This is a genomic window from Desulfopila sp. IMCC35006 (assembly GCF_005116645.1).
Taxonomy (GTDB): Bacteria; Desulfobacterota; Desulfobulbia; order Desulfobulbales; family Desulfocapsaceae; genus Desulforhopalus_A.
Window position 1 is genome coordinate 191,047 of the sequence record NZ_SWCM01000007.1, and the last position, 15,668, is coordinate 206,714.

The 15,668-nt window shown below is 53.4% G+C and carries 11 protein-coding genes; 8 read left to right on the plus strand and 3 right to left on the minus strand.

Going from position 1 to position 15,668, the window contains the following annotated elements; translation table 11 throughout:
• Nucleotides 1-56: 56 nt before the first annotated feature.
• The 3 genes from FCL47_RS13775 (at nt 57) to FCL47_RS13785 (ending at nt 4,328) form a co-directional block, all read left to right on the plus strand.
• On the plus strand, nt 57-1,598 hold the full coding sequence (locus tag FCL47_RS13775; RefSeq protein ID WP_136814090.1) for a c-type cytochrome: 1,542 nt from the start codon (nt 57-59) through the stop codon (nt 1,596-1,598).
• Nucleotides 1,598-2,674, plus strand: a complete 1,077-nt coding sequence (locus FCL47_RS13780) for a hypothetical protein (protein ID WP_136814091.1) — start codon at nt 1,598-1,600, stop codon at nt 2,672-2,674. The genes FCL47_RS13775 and FCL47_RS13780 overlap by 1 nt, the downstream gene beginning before the upstream one ends.
• 112 nt (nt 2,675-2,786) lie before the next feature.
• On the plus strand, nt 2,787-4,328 hold the full coding sequence (locus tag FCL47_RS13785) for a class I adenylate-forming enzyme family protein (RefSeq protein WP_136814092.1): 1,542 nt from the start codon (nt 2,787-2,789) through the stop codon (nt 4,326-4,328).
• A 79-nt stretch (nt 4,329-4,407) separates the two neighbouring features.
• On the opposite strand, the gene FCL47_RS13790 is transcribed toward FCL47_RS13785, so the two are convergent.
• From FCL47_RS13790 to FCL47_RS13800, 3 genes are all read right to left on the minus strand, one after another.
• Nucleotides 4,408-5,139: a dienelactone hydrolase family protein gene (locus FCL47_RS13790; protein ID WP_136814093.1), complete on the minus strand. Its 732-nt coding sequence runs from the start codon at nt 5,137-5,139 to the stop codon at nt 4,408-4,410.
• A 175-nt stretch (nt 5,140-5,314) separates the two neighbouring features.
• Nucleotides 5,315-6,253, minus strand: a complete 939-nt coding sequence (rsgA, locus tag FCL47_RS13795) for a ribosome small subunit-dependent GTPase A (RefSeq protein ID WP_240744243.1) — start codon at nt 6,251-6,253, stop codon at nt 5,315-5,317.
• A gap of 29 nt (nt 6,254-6,282) precedes the next feature.
• Entirely contained in the window at nt 6,283-6,918 is a 636-nt protein-coding gene (locus FCL47_RS13800) for a LysE family translocator (RefSeq protein ID WP_136814094.1), read from the minus strand.
• A 189-nt stretch (nt 6,919-7,107) separates the two neighbouring features.
• On the opposite strand from FCL47_RS13800, the gene FCL47_RS13805 reads away from it, so the two are divergent.
• The 5 genes from FCL47_RS13805 to FCL47_RS13825 all read left to right on the plus strand — a co-directional run bounded on the left by FCL47_RS13805 (nt 7,108) and on the right by FCL47_RS13825 (nt 15,667).
• Nucleotides 7,108-7,641 (plus strand): nitroreductase family protein, encoded by a 534-nt coding sequence (locus FCL47_RS13805; protein WP_136814095.1) that lies wholly within the window; start codon nt 7,108-7,110, stop codon nt 7,639-7,641.
• Nucleotides 7,642-7,704: 63 nt separating this feature from the next.
• Complete coding sequence (gene aceE, locus FCL47_RS13810; RefSeq protein ID WP_136814096.1) at nt 7,705-10,362, plus strand: pyruvate dehydrogenase (acetyl-transferring), homodimeric type; 2,658 nt, start codon at nt 7,705-7,707, stop codon at nt 10,360-10,362.
• 13 nt (nt 10,363-10,375) lie between these two features.
• Nucleotides 10,376-11,695, plus strand: coding sequence for a 2-oxo acid dehydrogenase subunit E2 (locus FCL47_RS13815; protein WP_136814097.1), 1,320 nt, complete (start codon nt 10,376-10,378; stop codon nt 11,693-11,695).
• 103 nt (nt 11,696-11,798) lie between these two features.
• Nucleotides 11,799-13,211: a dihydrolipoyl dehydrogenase gene (lpdA, locus tag FCL47_RS13820; RefSeq protein WP_136814098.1), complete on the plus strand. Its 1,413-nt coding sequence runs from the start codon at nt 11,799-11,801 to the stop codon at nt 13,209-13,211.
• A 173-nt stretch (nt 13,212-13,384) separates the two neighbouring features.
• A complete protein-coding gene (locus FCL47_RS13825) occupies nt 13,385-15,667 on the plus strand; it encodes an ATP-dependent helicase (protein ID WP_136814099.1) in 2,283 nt (760 codons plus the stop codon).
• Nucleotide 15,668 lies beyond the last annotated feature (1 nt).

Below are 15,668 nucleotides of genomic sequence, written 5' to 3' on the forward strand. Positions count from 1 at the left end.
TTTAACCAGGCACTTACACCTCTCCCTGACGGGATGTTGTAACAAAAGGAGGAAGTATGAATTACCCGGTTTGGTTTCTGCCGGAGACAGGTGGCGGTTTCCTTATTGCGCTGATCTCGATCCTTCATGTATTTGTTTCCCATTTTGCGGTTGGCGGCGGATTATACCTGATCTATGCCGAGAAAAAAGGGCTGAGGGAAAAGAGCCAGCCGATTCTCGATTTCACCAAAAGACATGCCCGGTTTTTTCTGCTTATTACCATGGTGTTCGGGTCGATATCCGGAGTAGGGATCTGGTTTATTATCGCCCTGGTCAATCCCGCGGCCACCTCACTGCTTATCCATAATTTTGTCTTTGGCTGGGCTGCTGAATGGGTGTTTTTTTCCGTTGAGATTGCCGCAGCCTTTGTCTACTATTATATGTTCGGCCGGATGGATTCGAAAACGCACCTGCAGGTTGGGTGGCTCTATTTCTTTGCTGCCTGGATGTCGCTGGCATTGATTAACGGCATAATCGGTGTCATGCTCACCCCGGGAAGCTGGGCCGAAAATATGGATTTCTGGGCCGGATTTTTCAATCCGGGTTTCTTCCCTTCGTTGGTTTTTCGGACCTTTATTGCGGTGATGATTGCCGCCTGCTACGGGTATCTGTCCGCCTCGTTTACAACCGACAGCAAGACCCGGGTAACCATGACCAGATTCTCGGCCAAATGGGCTCTGGTTTCCCTGGGCCTCTCGGTTATTTCCGGATTCTGGTATCTGTCGGTGCTCTCCGATCAATCGCATGGCCTGGTGATGGGGAAGTCTCCTACCATCGTCGCTCTCTTGCCCTGGGGCGGAGGTGGTTTGCTCTTCTTTCTGCTGGTGATGCTCGGTGCCGGGATTATACGCCCGAGCCTTAACCACAAGCCGGTCGCCCTGCTGGCGATGGTCAGCGCCCTGCTGATCATGGGCGGCTTTGAGTGGACCAGGGAAGCCGCCCGTCGTCCCTATGTCATCAATGAGGTGATGTATTCCAACAGTATCCTGAAAAAAGATATGGCTGATCTGAACGCCAAGGGCTATCTCCATAAGGCCCTCTGGGTGCAGAACAAACAGGTGTCCGAGGACAATCTTGTGGCGGCCGGAGAAGAACTCTTCCTGCACCAGTGCTATGCCTGTCATACCGTCAACGGCAGGAACAATGATATTGTCAAGGCTACCAGCAGCATGAGCTATGGGGCGCTGGTGAGCTATATCAAAAAGATCCATGAGGTGCGTTATTTCATGCCGCCCTTTGCCGGCACGGAGATGGAGGGCAGGGCGCTGGCCGCTTATATTGCCGGCGGCCTGCATGGTAAAGAAATACAGGAGCCGCCGCAGGGGAGTAGCCTGGCAGGCCCGAAAAATGGGGCAACCCTGTTTGACGAGAATTGTGCCTCCTGCCATGCGGTGGAGGATTTGACCGCAGCTCTTACCGGGGAGGATAAAACAGCAGTCATCGGAATGCTGAAAACCCTCAATGAAATATCCGATGCAATGGAACCTTTCAGCGGCACAGAAGAAGAGCATGAAGTTTTGGCCGACTTTCTTAAAAATACGAAACAGGGAGGAAAGTGATGGATCCGCTTTTTATTCCGCAGCCGGACACCATCCCTGTCAGCTGGGGCTGGTTCCAGTTTCTGCTGCTGTTAACCTTTCCTCTGCACCTGCTGGCCATGAATGCCATGCTGGGTGGCCTGGCAATAGGTATTGTGCAGCACGTTAAGGGGGGAGAGTTACAACGACAGCTCGCCCACCGCATTGCCATCGCCCTGCCGCTGGTTATCGCCTTTGTGGTCAATTTGGGCGTTGCTCCCCTGCTTTTTGTCCAGGTTCTGTACGGTCAGTTCCTGTACAGCAGCTCAATTCTGATGGGTGTTTTCTGGATCCTTATTGTACCGATCCTGATAATCGCCTATTACAGCGCCTATCTCTATGATTTCCGCTTTACCCAACTCGGCTCGGCTGGGCCATGGGTGGCGATACTCGCCTTTACCCTGCTGGTCGGCATCGGTTTTTTCTTTGCGAATAATATGCTGCTGATGGCCAGCCCGGAACAGTTCGGGGCATATTTTTCGCATAAAAGCGGCACTCTGTTGTCTTTCGGCCAGCCCGAATTCTGGCCGCGGTTCCTGCATATGCTTTGCGGCGCCCTGGCTGTCGGGGGCCTGTTTGTCGCTCTGCTTGGACGGTTTAGAAGCGCTGCCAATCCGGATTTGGCCCACCATGCCGAACACGTCGGTTTGCAGGTTTTCCTGGTTCTTACGGTGGGGAATATTCTTCTCGGCACCTGGTACTTTTTTTCCCTGCCGGGAGAGGTGCGATTGCTCTTTATGGGGCATCATTTTGGTGCCACTTCGGCTTTCTGCGTCGCGCTGCTTCTGGCGGCAGGTACACTTTTTGGTGCCTGGAAGAAAAGATTCTGGCTGACCTTTTACCACGCCGTCGGTCTTGTCGTGGTGATGAGCTTTATGCGGAGCTGGGTCAGGAGTGGTTATCTCAAAGATTTCTTCTCCCTCGATGCGTTGCGCGTGGTACCGCAATACTCGCCAATGATTTTTTTCTTTGTCACGCTTCTGGTCGGCATTGTTTGTCTTGGCTGGTTGCTGAAAAAGACTTCCGGTGCCTTGCTGTTGGAGCGTGGGAGAGAATGATTTATTTTGGAATGTAAGAGAGTGCCATTAGCAATAATGATGAGCTTGTAAAAAAATACCGAATACCATCAGAGATGGCTAAGTAAAAAGCCATCAATAAAAGGAGACAACAATGAACATCGGTGGACTCTTGCCGCACCACGCCCGTTATCGTCCTGACCATCCGGCCTTCGTCTGTGGTGAGGAACGTTTCACCTATAAGATGTTTAATGGTTATGTAAATAAACTGGCTAATGCACTGTTGGCCAGCGGCCTGGTTAAGGGCGATAAATTTGCGACGGTATTGCCCAACTGCACCCAGCTTATGGCTGCCTACTGGGCGGCAGCTAAGACAGGCCTGGTCATTGTCCCGAGCAGTACCATGCTGAATGAAAGCGGACTTTTCACCTTGTTGAAAAATTCCGATACCGCTCTGGTGCTGGCCGACGCGTCTTTTGCCGGAGTCCTGCAGACTATCCGGCAGGATTTGCCGGCAATTGCCGATGATCGTTATATACTGGTGGGGCTTGAAGGCCAGATGCCGGGCTTTCGCAGTTACCGTGATTTTGTCGACACGGCAAGCGAAGAGAACCCGCCGGAGGTGCACATCGACGATCATGATATGTACAATATCATGTATTCCAGCGGGACGACAGGGGCCCCAAAAGGGATAGTACATACCCATTATGTGCGGGCTATGTACTGCACTATTTTTGCCTCCTCCTGGCGAATGACCCCGGAAAGCGTTGCTCTGCATGCCGGGGCCATTGTCTTTAACGGTGCCATGCTGGACCTGATGCCCTGGATGTTTCTCGGGGCAAAGTACATTCTGCATAAAAGCTTTAATGCCGAAGCGGTGATAGCCGACATTGAAAAAGAGAAGGTCACCCATGTTGTCATGGTCCCCGCCCAAATCATCGCCATCCTGAACAGTCCTGCTTTTCATCCGGAAAAACTTGCCTCTCTTGAAATGATTCACAACGTCGGTGCCCCTTTGCTGCTTGAATATAAACACCGCCTCAATCAATCGCTGCCTGGTCGTTTCTACGAGTTGTACGGGCTTACCGAAGGGTTCATGACTGTGCTGGATAAGCATGATGCCATACGAAAAGTCGGCTCTGTAGGTGTGCCGGCGCCGTTTATGGAACTGCGTATCCTGGATGTCGATGGGAAGGAGTGCGCCCCCGGAGAAATCGGCGAAATCTGCGGCACAAGCCCGGTGATGATGCCCGGTTACTACAAGCAGCCGGAGTTAACCAAAAAAACCATTATTGATGGCTGGCTGCACACCGGGGATGTCGGCTATGTCGATGAGGATGGTTTCCTGTTTCTGATCGATCGCATTAAAGATCTGATTATTTCAGGAGGAGTGAACGTTTATCCCAAGGACATCGAAGAAGTTGTGGTGCAGCACCCGGACGTCCGCGATGTGGCGGTAATCGGCGTGCCGGATGAAAAATGGGGTGAGGTTCCCATTGCGGCCGTGGTGCTGGTACCCGAGGCGAAGGTGACTCCGGCACAATTGATCGAGTGGACCAACTCCAAGGTGGATGCCAAATTTCAGCGCATTCGTGACGTCGTTATCATGGAAGCTTTCCCAACCAACGTCGCCGGCAAGATGCTGAAACGTACAATGCGGGAACAGTACAAGGAATCGCTGCGCCTGCGTAAATAAGAGCAGCGGGCAAAATCGGTCCATAGTCCAGCTGCAGGCCATGAAAGATTTTTTTTAGATATTTCATGGCCTGCTTGTTTTATAGAGTCTCGCTGAGATATTCGGTGAATCGTTTCCAGGATTTCTTGTCGGCATCTTCACGGTAGGATGGTGCACCGAAAACGGTAAACGCATGGGGGGCACCGCTATAGGTGATCATTTCGTGCTCGACATGATTTTCTTCAAGTTCTTTGGCAAGGGCGGCAAACTGGTCCAGAGTAACGGCAGTATCGGCGCTGCCATGCAGGATGAGGAACTTGCCCTTGGCGGTGGAATAATTCTGTCCCTCCGGGGTGACAAGGCCACCGTGAAAGGCGACAAAACCTTTAAGATCAGCGCCTGACCGGGCCATTTCCAGCACCGCCGCCCCGCCAAAACAGTAGCCGGCCGCTATTGCATTGCCGGTGTTAAGTCCCTGGGCTTTTGCCGCATCCAGGGCACCATAGAGCAGCTTGCGCAGCTTTTGCCGGTCTTTGTAGAGCTCGCCGGTATGTTGTTTTTTATCTTCGAGCTTGGTCGGCCGTACTCCAGCGCCGAACAGGTCGGCGGCAAAGACGCTGTAGCCAAGATCGGCAAGCATCTGCGCCCGTTTAACCTCGTAATCGGTGAGGCCGTCCCAGTCGTGGACAAGAAGGATCATCGGTGCATCGGGTTTGGTCTTGACGAGATATCCTTGGTATGGCTGACCATCTACCGAATAGGTGATATTTTCCCCGGCCAGGCTGCTTGTGCTCAAGAAGGTCACAAATAACAATGAGAATAATATACGCATGATACATCTCCTCTTACTGCTTCTCTCATTGAGAAATTTCGCGGAATAACGGGCATAAGGACAGATCTGCAGGTGCCCGCTGCATGTAGCATAGAAGAATATGTAATGATGGTCAGGAAATCAATGTCTGAACATCGGCCGGATAAACCCCGGCGCGAGGTCATTGGTGGAGATGCTACGTTTTTTTTCGGCGGTGTCGGCGTTCCCGATAATCCGGTTCGATCTGTAAGGCTTCGACCTCGGTCAGCATCTGCAGGTAAATGGTGTAGCGTGCGGTGTCGATCCCGCCTTGGTCAACAAGCTCGATAACCCTGCATTCCGGCTCTTCACGGTGCTTGCAGTCTCTAAATCTGCATGCCTGCCTGCCCGCTTCTTCAAATCCGGGGAAATAGGTCGAGAGCTGTTCGGCGGAGATGTCCACCAGGCCAAAGTCATTGAATCCCGGGGAATCGATTAACTCTCCGCCATCGCTGAGAAGATGGAGGGTGGAGACGGTAGTGGTGTTTCTCCCTCGTTTTTTTGTTTCGCTTATCTCCCCGGTGGTCAGGTTGATTTTCGGCAGGAGAGCATTGAGAATCGAACTTTTGCCAACCCCTGTCGGGCCAACGAAGACCCCTCTGTGCCCCTCGCTGAAGAAAGTGACGAGAGGTTCAAGGCCCGTACCGTGTTCGGCACTCATGGTAAATATCTTCAGTGATTTCTTATAAACCGATTCGATCGCCGCCAGATAATCAGCAGAGCAGGGGAGATCCGATTTATTGACGATCAACACGGGGCGAAGATGAGCGGCCCGGGCGGACACGATAGCCCGATCAATAAATCCGGGAGGCGGCAAAGGTTCACAGGAAACGACAATACACAGCACATCAAGGTTGGCACCGACAATGTGTCGTCCCCCCCGGGCATCCATGCGGGACAGCTCGGAAGAACGTTCGAGCCGGGTCAGCACTTCCTCTTTTATAACCACCTTGTCGCCGACCACGTGACCTGAGTTTCGTTTCACCCGGATCATACTGCGGGTATTATCCTCGGCAAACAGGACATCGACCGCCACGCCGTAATGAGCCACGATGACCCCTTCTCTGTTGTCTGCCGGTACGTGCTTTTTTTTCAAGAGTCTCCTCTGTCTACAATTTCCGAAAATTATTTTTCAGTGGCTATTTTAAAACCGATAAACAACAGAACCGAGCCGGTACAGCTGTCGAAGACCCGATTTACCCCGGGGCGCTGCAGCCACTTTCTGGCTTTGTTTACCATGGCGGCGAGAATGCATTGATACAGCATGGCGATGGTAAAATGGATACCGGCCACCAGCAGAGACTGAAATAATGGTGGTTCGGCCGGATTGATAAACTGGGGCAGGAACGCCATGTAGAAAATCACTGTTTTGGGATTGAGGACATTGGATAGAAAGCCTTCCCGGAGCGACCGGGCCAAGCGAAAGCTGTCCTGTCTGGCGGCAACCTTGCCATCAAATATATTTTGCCGCCCGCCGACCGCTCTTTTCCAGCTGCAAACTCCCAACCATATTAAATAGGCCGCCCCGGCAAATTTAAGGGCAGAAAAAGCCCACGCCGTATGCAGCAGGATGATCGATATACCGAGCGCTGAAACGGTTGCGTGCACGAATAAGCCGCTGCAGATGCCAAGCGAACTCACCGCCCCATCAAGCCAGCCGCCGCGGGCACTGTTTCTGATGATCAGCATGGTGTCCACTCCCGGAGTCAGGGTCAAGAGGGTCACAGCGATGAGACAGGTAATAAATGTTTGTGCATCCATGATTGCTCCGATTGTTCTTCTGCCGCGTATTTCATCTCGGTAATATACAGTTTTTTGTTGTATTCGTATGGATATTTTATAAGAAGCAATCATTTTTTAAGAGCAGCAGCGGACATACTGCCAGGTGATGGCTATACTGTTCTGTTATTAATTGTCGACAGAATATTAACCTTCAGCAAAGGAGCAGCTATGTTTCTCGATCTTTTACGTTCAAGAAGAAGTGTCAGGCAGTTTGATAGCAAACCGGTTGAAAAAGACAAGATCGATCTGCTTATCGAGGCAATGCTTCGTGCACCATCGTCGAGAAGTTTGAATCCATGGGAATTTGTGGTGATTCGCGACCCCGGAACCCTGAGTGATCTTGCCCAGGCCAAACCCCATGGTGCCTCGTTTATAAAAAATGCACCACTGGCAATAGTGGTGTGCGGCGATGCCGATAAAAGCGATGTCTGGGTTGAGGACTGTTCGATTGCCGCCCTTATCGGCCATCTGACCGCAGCGGATCTTGGTCTGGGGAGCTGCTGGGTGCAGCTTCGAAAGCGCGATCATGACGACCAGACGACCTCGGATCAATATGTCAAAAAACTTCTCGGTCTTGCTGAAAACATAATGGTTGAGGCGGTTCTTGCCATTGGCTACCCCAAAGAAGACAAGCCCGGCCATGCTGAATCGTCGCTGCTCTATGACAAAGTAAGTTATGAAAAATATGGTCAAAAACAATAAGCAGCAAAGTGTTGGCCAGAGCGATAACAATAGAATGTTTGAAGAAATATCGAGAGGTAGGCAATGAGTTCGTATTTTAAGGACCAGGATCCTGAAGAGACCCAGGATTGGATCGACTCCATCAAAGGTGTAATACAACAGGAAGGCGGCGAAAAGGCGGACTATCTCCTCTGCCGTCTGACTGACATTGCCAGAACCCTTGGCGTGTCGACCTCGCCCGGGCTGCTGACGCCTTACTGCAATACCATCCTCCCGGAACACGAAGATCACATGCCGGACGACTCCTTAATCGCCAGAAATGTCGCTGCCTATGTGCGCTGGAACGCCATGGCCATGGTGGCAAAAGCCAACAAGGACGGCAAGGGCTTGGGTGGTCATATTTCAACCTATGCCTCGGTCGCCATCATGTACGAAGTTGGCTTTAACTGGTTTTTCCGCGGTCCGGATGCTGCCCATGGCGCTGATATGATTTATTTCCAGGGGCACAGTTCACCCGGCGTCTATGCTCGTGCCTTTGTCGAGGGCCGACTGGATGAAGAAAACCTGAAAAATTTTCGCCAGGAGGTGGGCGGCCACGGTCTCTCGTCCTATCCGCATCCCTGGTTGATGCCGGACTTCTGGCAGTTCCCTACCGTCTCGATGGGTCTTGGTCCGATGGCCGCCATCTATCAGGCCCGGTTCATGAGATATATGGACAGTCGTGGTCTGAAAAAAGCCGGCGATAGAAAGGTATGGGTTTTTATGGGGGACGGCGAATCCGACGAGCCGGAGTCGCTGGGGGCAATTTCCCTGGCTGCCCGGGAAAATCTGGACAATCTCATCTTTGTGGTCAACTGCAATCTGCAGCGCCTTGACGGGCCGGTGCGGGGCAACGGCAAGATCATTCAGGAGCTGGAAGGCCGCTTCCGGGGAGCCGGCTGGCATGTTATCAAGCTGATCTGGGGCAGCGAGTGGGATGTTATTTTACAGCGTGATACGGAAGGTCTGCTCCTGAAAAAGTTTGGCGCCATGGTCGATGGCGACTTTCAGACCATTCGGGCGCGTGGTCCTGAATATCTGCGGGAAAAGGTGTTCGGCGACGATCCCCGGCTGATGGCCCTGGTTGAAGATTTCAGCGACAGCGAACTCTGGCAGGTGACCCGGGGCGGTCATGATCCCCGCAAGGTGTATGCCGCCTATTCGGCAGCCATGCAGGTTAAGGGCAAACCCACTGTTATCCTGGCCAAGACGATTAAAGGCTTCGGCATGGGCCAGGCAGGGGAGTCGGTTATGGTCGCCCATAATGTCAAGAAGATGGACCTCGATTCTTTGAAAACATTCCGGGACAAATTTCATGTCCCGCTGGAAGACAATCAGCTGGCCGACCTTCCGTTCATCCGGCCGCCGGCGGGCAGCCCGGAGGATGTGTTTCTCAAGGAACATCGACAGGCACTGGGAGGGCCGGTTCCGCATCGGGACATCGTCTTCCATTCCCTGGCTATGCCGCAACCGGACATGTACAGCGCCCTGCTCAAGTCGTCAAAAGAGCGGGAGCTGTCGACGACCATGGCTTTCGTCCGGTTGCTTGGGGCATTGGTAAAGGATAAAGACGTCGGCAAGCATATCGTCCCGATTATTCCCGATGAAGCCCGGACCTTCGGCATGGAGGGACTGTTTCGCCAGCTGGGCATCTATGCGCCTACCGGGCAGCTCTATGAGCCGCAGGATGCCGAGACATTTTCCTGGTATAAAGAGGACCCGCAGGGGCAGATTCTGGAAGAGGGAATTACCGAGGCCGGGGCGATCTCGTCATGGCTGGCTGCGGCGACCGCCCATGTTAATTACGGGATACCGATGATCCCCTTTTATATCTTTTATTCGATGTTCGGCTTTCAGCGGATCGGTGATCAGCTCTGGGCGGCAGGGGACAGCCGGGCGAAAGGTTTTCTCCTGGGGGCCACCGCCGGACGTACCACCTTGAACGGGGAAGGTTTGCAGCATCAGGATGGTCAGGGTTTGCTTTTCGCCTCGGCCTTTCCGTCCTGTATAGCCTATGACCCCACCTTCAGTTATGAGGTCGCCGTACTCATCCGGAAAGGAATTGAGCGGATGTTTCAAGACGGGGAGGATGTCTTTTATTATATTTCGCTGTTAAACGAGAATTACTCGCATCCGGAGATGCCCGAAGGCGTGGAAGAAGGCATCCATCAGGGGATGTACCTTCTGCAAAAAGGCGAAGGGCAGGGAATGCGAGTGCAGCTGATGGGCTCCGGTTCCATCCTGCGCGAAGTGATTGCCGCCGCCGACCTGCTGCAGGAAGATTTTGCAGTAGCAGCAGATGTCTGGTCAATTCTCGGCGTCAATCAGCTGCACCGGGAAGGCACAGTCATCGAGGACTGGAACCGCACTCATCCGGAGCAGCCGAAAAAGAGAAGCTACGTCGAGGCGCAGCTGGAAGGGCACGAAGGGCCGGTCGTCATCAGCACCGACTACGTGCAGGCTTATGCGGAGCAATTGCGTCGCTTTATTCACCGGCCGCTTACCGTTCTTGGTACGGACGGCTATGGCAGAAGCGATTCCCGCGAGGTGCTGCGCCGCTTTTTCAAGGTGGACAGATACCATGTTGCCGTCGCCGCTCTCAGCAGCCTGGCAGATGACGGTAAAATCCCTTACACTACGGTCAGCGACGCCTTGAAAAAATACGACATAAATCCGGAAGAGCCGCACGCACTTAACAGATAGAGGAGAGATCTAAATGACCATCGAGAAAATTACTATTCCCGATTTTGGTGAGGTACAGAAAATTACCGTGGTCGAGGTGTTCATTTCCGCGGGCGATTCGGTAGAAGAGGAGGCCTCTCTTATTGCTTTGGAAAGCGAGAAGGCGGTAATGGATATTCCATCGCCTTTTGCCGGGGTTATTACTGAAGTTCTGGTCAAAGAAGAGGACGTGGTCGGCAGTGGCGATGTCATCGCTCTCATTGACACAGGTGCAGCGGCGGCGACTGCGACATCGGATGACGATGGGGAAAAACAGCGCGAACAGGCGGTGCAAAGCACTGCAGAAAAGGAAGAGGAGCCTCTGGCAGCTAAACGGGTATCTGAACAACAAGCTGCTGCGACCGCTGAAAAGGCGGCCGGCGAAACCGACAAAAAGCAACAGCCAGCTCTGCCGGAAAAAGAGCGGCCGAAAGAGCAGGTGTTTCATGCGACGCCCTCGGTACGGGCCCTGGCCAGAGAAAAGCAGATCGATCTGGCCAAACTAATTGGTTCGGGACCGAATGAGCGTATCTTAAGAGAAGATATCCTGGCAGCAGAGCGGCAGACGAAAACAGCTCTTTCACCCCAGGAACCGCCCCTGGAAGATTTCACCAAATACGGCGAGATTGAAGAGGTGGCGCTTGGGCGCATCCAGAAGATTTCGGGGCCACAGCTGCACCGGAGCTGGATTACCATCCCCCATGTCACCCATTTCGATGAGGCTGATATTACCGAACTGGAACGGTTCAGAAAAGAGCTGAATGAGAGTCTGCGGGAAGACGAGCCCGCGTATAGCCCCCTGGTATTCGTTACCAAGGTGGTTGCCGCAACGCTGAGGGAATTCCCGCTCTTTAACAGTTCCCTGGTGCCGGGGGGCGAGAAAGTGATTTTGAAAAAATACTACCATCTTGCCATCGCCGTTGATACGCCGAAAGGGCTGGTGGTTCCGGTGGTGAAAAATGCCGACCGGCGTGGAGTAAGAGAAATTGCCGCCGAATTAAAGCGCCTCAGCACCAGCGCCAGGGCGGGCAAGCTGGCTATCCCGGATATTCAAGGAGCTACGTTCACCATCTCGAGTCTCGGCGGTATCGGCGGAACCGGTTTCACCCCTATTATCAACAGTCCGCAGGTGGCTATCCTCGGCCTGTCACGAAGTTACATGAAGCCGGTCTGGGACGGCGAGCAGTTTGTGCCGCGTCTCACCCTGCCGTTTTCCGTTTCCTACGACCACAGAATCATCGACGGGGCGGAAGCAGCCAGGTTTTGCAAGGCGTTGCGAATGAAGATTGAAGACCTCAAACGAGCCTTATTATAACCCCGGAACATGAAAGAGAAGTCGGGCTAACTGTCTTTATGAAATTATTTCTGCTTTGCTGAGCAGGCAGGAAGGGGATTTCCAAGGTACTAAGGAGTAGTGTATGAGCGAGTCAAAGACATACGATGTAGTGGTTCTCGGTGGCGGGCCGGGCGGTTATACCGCGGCCTTTCGCGCGGCGGATCTCGGGCTTTCCGTCTGCCTGGTCGAAAAACAGCCGCGACTGGGCGGCGTCTGCCTCAATGTGGGCTGCATCCCGTCAAAGACCTTGCTGCATGCGGCGACGGTCATTGAGGAGGCTGCGGAGATCGCCGAGTTCGGCGTCGATTTTGCGCCGCCGAAAGTTGATATTACCAGGGTCCTGGCCAAAAAAAACGCGGTGATCGAACAGCTCACCTCGGGCCTGGACGGTCTTTGCAAGGCAAGAAAAATAACCAGATTGTCGGGGATCGGCGTTTTTAAGGATACAACCACTCTGCTGGTTACCGGGGCGGACGGAGAGCAGCAGGTGAAGTTTACCAATGCGATCATCGCCACCGGTTCCCATCCCTTCAAGCTGCCGAATATTCCGGACGATCCCCGTATCTGGGATTCTACCGCCGCACTTGACCTGCAACTTGTGCCGAAGCGTTTTCTTATCATCGGCGGCGGTATTATCGGCCTGGAGATGGCCCAGATCTACAGTGCCTTCGGCTCGGAGATAACTATCGTCGAAATGCTTGACCAGATTATTCCACCCGCCGACAAGGACCTGGTGCAGCCGTTATTTTTGAAGCTGAAAAAGAAATATACCATTCTGACCAAGACAAAAGTGACGGCAGTGACTCCTGCCAAAGGCGGTATCAAGGTGAGTCTTGCGGGAAAAGATGTCCCGGAAAATGCTGAGTTTGATGCGGTCCTGGTGGCAGTCGGCAGAAAGCCGAACACGGCTGATATAGGCTTTGAGACCATCGGCCTTGCCATGGATGAGCGGGGCTTTCTGCTGGTGAACGAGCGGCAGCAAACCAATGTCGCCAATTTTTACGGCGTAGGGGATGTGGTGGGCGAACCGATGCTCGCCCATAAAGCCACCCATGAGGCTAAAGTTGCTGCCGAGGTCATCGCCGGGCATAAATCGGCCTTTACGCCGATGACTATCCCGTCGGTTGCCTATACCAACCCGGAAGTTGCCTGGATGGGGCTTACGGAAAAAGAGGCTAAAAATCAAAATATCGATTTTGACAAAGGAAAATTCCCCTGGGGCGCCAGTGGCCGGGCGCTCAGCGCCGGGGCCTCTTCCGGAGTGACCAAAGCACTTTTTGATAAAAAGACCGGGCGGATTATTGGCGCGGGCATCTGCGGCCAGAATGCCGGGGAACTGATCCATGAAGCGGTTCTGGCGCTGGAGATGGGTGCCAATGCCGAGGACATCGGACTGACGGTCCATGCCCATCCCACCCTGGCAGAAACCTTTGCTTTTGCCGCAGAAATTGTCGATGGTTCGATCACCGATGTTCTGCCGCCGAAAAAGAAATAATTATTCCGCGTTTTCTGGTTTTATGCATTTAATTAGCACTAAAGTTCAGCCTGCAAGGTCCAGAGGGGTATGAGGCCACCTCATATTCCCTTTAGCTGAGGTCGAGTGGCAACTACATTTATGAACGGGCCGCCTGCATTTGGCGGCCTTTTTGCATCTTTATCTTTTTAATCATGAATCTGACTGACGAACAGCTGCGTATTATTACTCATTCAGGCGGACACGCACGGGTCAGCGCCGTTGCCGGGTCCGGTAAGACCACCACCATGGTGGCCAGGATTGGCTGGTTGTTGCAGCAGGGAGTGCAGGCAGACAGGATGATGGTCCTGATGTTCAACAAATCGGCCCGGGATTCCTTCGCCGAAAAAATGCACCAGCAGTTGTCGTCTGTATCTCGCCTGCTGCCTGAAGTACGTACTTTCCACTCTCTCGGCCTGCGCCTGGTCAACAGTTTTACCAGGCGAGGTGCACTGCCTCACTACCGGCTGGTCACCGAAGAGTATGTCCAGGAGAAACTCGCCCGCCAGGTCGCGAGTGAAATGTACCGGGAGGAGCGGGAAAACCAAGGCTGGCTGGCAGGTGAAGAGGTGGAGGAATTTCTGGCCTTTATCGACCGGGTAAAATCGACGGTCAGCGAGGCGGCCGCCGTTTTTAATAAACTCGACCTTGCCGCACGCTATTCTTATTTTATCAGGGCCTACGAACTCTTTGAGAAGGTAAGAAAGGAGCGCAAAATCCGGTTTTATGCCGATCTCATTCATGAACCGCTCCTGGCAATGCTGGCAGACGATGAGCTTGCCGCATGGGTGGCGGACCGGGTGGAGCATGTCATCGTTGACGAGTACCAGGATATAAATGAGGCGCAGCAGCAGCTGTTGAAAATCCTCGCCGGAAAACGGGCCAGGGTAATGGTGGTCGGCGATGTCGATCAATGTATCTATGAATGGCGGGGAGCACGGCCGGAATATATAACCAGCCGGTTTCAGCTCGATTTCCCAAAGCCGGAAAACTATCAGCTCTCCTACACTTTCCGCTATGGTCATCAGCTGTCCCTTGCCGCCAACCATCTTATTGCCGCCAATAGAAAGCGGGACCGGAAGCTGTGCATTTCCCATGAAACGAATACCAATACCGTCATAACCTGCCTGGAGGAACAAAGAAAACAACCGGTCATCGGCGTGCTCTCCGAATGGCGAAAAGGGGGGCGCTCCCTTCGCGATGCCGTGGTGCTGGTCAGGCTCTTTGCCCAGAGTGTGCCGGTGGAACTGGCCTTGCTCGAGGCGGGGATTCCCTATCGATTGGAAGGAAACGCCCAGGTATTTGACTGCGCCGAGGTACTGGCATTGACCGGCTATTTACAACTTGCTCTTGGCAATCTGGCCGACGCCGAGCAGCCAGCCAGGGAAAAGATGCTTACCGCCATGCTCTCCCAGCCGCATCTGGGTATAAAGCGAGAAGACATGGAGGTGCTGGTGCAAAATATCGCGGAAAATCCCCATGACGCTGTGGCCTTGCTGCGCAACCGGAGCACCTCTGATCTGCCGCCGTTTATCCGCAAACGATTCGAGGAAACGGCGGGCAACTGGCAATGGTTGGCCGGCAGTTCACCTTCCGGCCGTGCCGATGTCTTCTTGAAAAAGATTGTGCAGAAGCTCAATCTCTTTGAATTCTATCATAACTTTTCGGCACGATCGGTAACAGCCGAGAACCGGGTGAAGACCTGCCAGGCCTTTATAGATTTTGCGGCTACCCAGAATGTATCCGTTCTGCAGCTGCTCGCTAAGGTCGCCGAGTTCCAGCATGGCGGAGCTGACCCTGCTGAAGAAAGTCTGCTGATTACCTCGGTCCACCGCTCCAAAGGCTTGGAATGGCCGCTGGTCATTTTACCGGGTCTTGAGGAAGGTGCCTTTCCTTTTTATCGCGAACGCGAGAGCGGAGTGGATGATCTGGAGGATGAACGCCGGCTTTTTTACGTGGCGCTGACGAGAGCCATCGAACAGGTGGTGTGCATTCATCCGATAGACGCTGACTTCAAGCGCTGCATAGCAAAGTGCTGTGGCAAAATTCCCGGTCCAATGGTGCGGGCCAGCCGTTTTCTGTATGAGGCCAATCCGGGTCTGTCGGTGGGACTTGGCGAAATACTGGCAGAACAAGATGGTGATCGAACGATCAGTGCTGACGATACCACCATAGCCAGGCAATATATTGCATCGGTTGGGGCAAGGGTGCAACTTACCGAGGACAAAAAACAAGAAAAAACGGTGGAATCCCCGTCCCCTGAAATTCTCGAAATCCATGAGCTTGGTGAAGGCTTGCGGGTATGGCACCATGTTTTTGGTGCCGGCACCGTACTTGCGATTAAAGACAGAAAGCAGGGGCGGCTCACCGTCTCTTTCGACGATCATGGCGAGACTGTCCTCCTGGCCGGCTATGCCAAGCTGAGGCCTTTGTCATAGC

Coding starts and splice junctions, on each gene's coding strand:
- FCL47_RS13775 (WP_136814090.1), top strand. CDS start 57: ATGAATTACCCGGTTTGGTTTCTGCCGGAGACAGGTGGCGGTTTCCTT.
- FCL47_RS13780 (WP_136814091.1), top strand. CDS start 1,598: ATGGATCCGCTTTTTATTCCGCAGCCGGACACCATCCCTGTCAGCTGG.
- FCL47_RS13785 (WP_136814092.1), top strand. CDS start 2,787: ATGAACATCGGTGGACTCTTGCCGCACCACGCCCGTTATCGTCCTGAC.
- FCL47_RS13790 (WP_136814093.1), bottom strand. CDS start 5,139: ATGCGTATATTATTCTCATTGTTATTTGTGACCTTCTTGAGCACAAGC.
- FCL47_RS13800 (WP_136814094.1), bottom strand. CDS start 6,918: ATGGATGCACAAACATTTATTACCTGTCTCATCGCTGTGACCCTCTTG.
- FCL47_RS13805 (WP_136814095.1), top strand. CDS start 7,108: ATGTTTCTCGATCTTTTACGTTCAAGAAGAAGTGTCAGGCAGTTTGAT.
- aceE (WP_136814096.1), top strand. CDS start 7,705: ATGAGTTCGTATTTTAAGGACCAGGATCCTGAAGAGACCCAGGATTGG.
- FCL47_RS13815 (WP_136814097.1), top strand. CDS start 10,376: ATGACCATCGAGAAAATTACTATTCCCGATTTTGGTGAGGTACAGAAA.
- lpdA (WP_136814098.1), top strand. CDS start 11,799: ATGAGCGAGTCAAAGACATACGATGTAGTGGTTCTCGGTGGCGGGCCG.
- FCL47_RS13825 (WP_136814099.1), top strand. CDS start 13,385: ATGAATCTGACTGACGAACAGCTGCGTATTATTACTCATTCAGGCGGA.